Origin of the sequence: Cohnella sp. GbtcB17, assembly GCF_019091135.1 — a bacterium.
In the GTDB taxonomy this organism is placed as follows: domain Bacteria; phylum Bacillota; class Bacilli; order Paenibacillales; family Paenibacillaceae; genus Cohnella.
Genome location: NZ_JAGXJW010000133.1, coordinates 1 through 1,998, shown reverse-complemented (window position 1 = coordinate 1,998; position 1,998 = coordinate 1). Strand labels below are relative to the sequence as shown.

The 1,998-nt window shown below is 61.0% G+C and carries 3 protein-coding genes; all 3 read left to right on the top strand.

The window, feature by feature from the left end:
* Positions 1-567 (top strand): sulfate ABC transporter substrate-binding protein (locus KVT38_RS33250; protein ID WP_217598025.1); only part of this gene is annotated, 567 nt, incomplete at its 5' end.
* 36 nt (positions 568-603) lie between these two features.
* On the top strand, positions 604-1,440 hold the full coding sequence (gene cysT / locus KVT38_RS33245) for a sulfate ABC transporter permease subunit CysT (RefSeq protein WP_217598024.1): 837 nt from the start codon (positions 604-606) through the stop codon (positions 1,438-1,440).
* Positions 1,441-1,453: 13 nt separating this feature from the next.
* A partial coding sequence (locus KVT38_RS33240; RefSeq protein WP_483298214.1) for an ABC transporter permease family protein occupies positions 1,454-1,998 on the top strand: 545 nt, incomplete at its 3' end.

Here is a 1,998-nt window from a genome sequence, read left to right as displayed (position 1 = left end):
ATCACGCCGAATCCGAAGACGTCGGGCGGCGCGCGCTGGAACTACCTCGCAGCTTGGGGCTACGCGCAGCAGCAGGACGGCAACGACGAAGCGAAGACCAAGGATTTTCTGAAAAAGCTGTTCGCTAACGTGCCTGTGCTCGATACCGGCGCCCGCGGCTCCACGACGACGTTCGTCGAGCGCAAGATCGGCGACGTGCTGCTCGCTTGGGAGAACGAAGCGTATCTGGCCAAAAAGGAATACGGCGACGAGTTCGAGATCGTCACGCCGTCGCTCAGCATCCTGGCCGAACCGCCGGTCGCCATCGTCGACAAGAATGCCGACAAGCGCGGCACCCGCGAAGTCGCCGAAGCTTATCTGAAGTACCTGTACACGCCGGAAGGCCAAGAGATCGCCGCGCAGAACTTCTACCGTCCTCGCCTGCAGGAGGTCGCCGACAAGTACAAGGATCAATTCCCTGCGCTTAATCTGCTTACGATCGACAAGGATTTCGGCGGCTGGACCGAAGCGCAGAAGAAACACTTTGCGGACGGAGGCACCTTCGACGAAGTGTATACCAAAGGTTAATCTATCCTAACCCGACAGCGAGGAAGGACGATCGACATGACCTCCCAGGTCAAAGCCAAACGCGTATTGCCCGGATTTCGAATCACATTGGGTTACTCCATTCTGTATTTGAGCCTTATCGTGCTTATCCCGCTGGCGGCGCTGATCGTGAAGACCGCGGGTCTCACGCTTCCGCAGTTCTGGCACACCGTGACGAGCGAGCGCGTGCTCGCTTCGTACCGGGTCAGCTTGCTGACCTCCCTGTTCGCCGCGCTGGTCAACGTCGTGTTCGGTCTCCTCGTTGCCTGGGTGCTCGTACGCTACCGTTTCCCGGGCAAAAAGATCGTCGACGGCCTGATCGACATGCCCTTCGCGCTGCCGACGGCGGTGGCGGGCATCGCGCTCACGTCGATCTACGCGCCGAACGGCTGGATCGGCTCGCTGCTGGACCCGCTCGGCATCAAGGTGGCGTATACGCCGCTCGGGATTACGGTCGCGCTCGTCTTTATCGGTTTGCCGTTTGTCGTGCGAACCGTGCAGCCGGTGCTTCATGAGCTGGAAAACGATATGGAGGAAGCGGCCGCGCTCCTTGGCGCGCACCGCTGGCGGACGTTCCGCAAGGTGCTGCTGCCCGAGCTGATCCCGCCGCTGATCACGGGCTTCGCCCTCGCCTTCTCGCGGGGGATCGGGGAGTACGGCTCTGTCGTCTTCATTTCCGGCAACATGCCGATGAAGACCGAGATCACGCCGCTGCTCATTATTACGAAGCTCGAGCAATACGAATACAGCCAGGCGACGGCGATCGCGCTCGTGCTGCTGATCATCTCGTTCGCGCTCCTGCTGCTCATCAATACGCTGCAGCGGTGGACCAACCGCCGTTTGCGGACGAGTTAAGGGGGGCAGCGCGATGTCAGGAACCGTACCGACCGCAGTCGTAGCCCAAACCGCGCAGCATGCCGACGTCCGTCCCAAGCATTTGAACGAATCGCGCGGCGTTCGCATCACGCTCATCGCGATCGCGCTCCTTTTCGTCGGACTCGTCGTCGTGCTGCCGATGCTCACGGTCATCGTCCAGGCGTTCAAAAAAGGATGGGATACCTACGCGGAAGCAATCTCCGATCCGGACGCCATCTCGGCGCTTCGTCTGACGCTGACCGTCGCGTTGGTCGCCGTGCCGCTCAACACATTGTTCGGCGCTGCGGCGGCGTGGGCGATCACGAAGTTTACGTTTCGCGGCAAAAACCTGCTGATCACGCACATCGATCTGCCGTTTGCCGTCTCGCCGGTCATCTCGGGCCTGGTTTACATCCTGCTCTTCGGCGCGCAGGGGTTGATCGGCCCTTGGCTGATGGACCATGACTTCAAGATTGTGTTCGCGACGCCGGGGATCATCCTGGCGACCATGCTCGTCACATTCCCGTTCCTCCCCCGCGTGTTGATCCCGCTCATGGG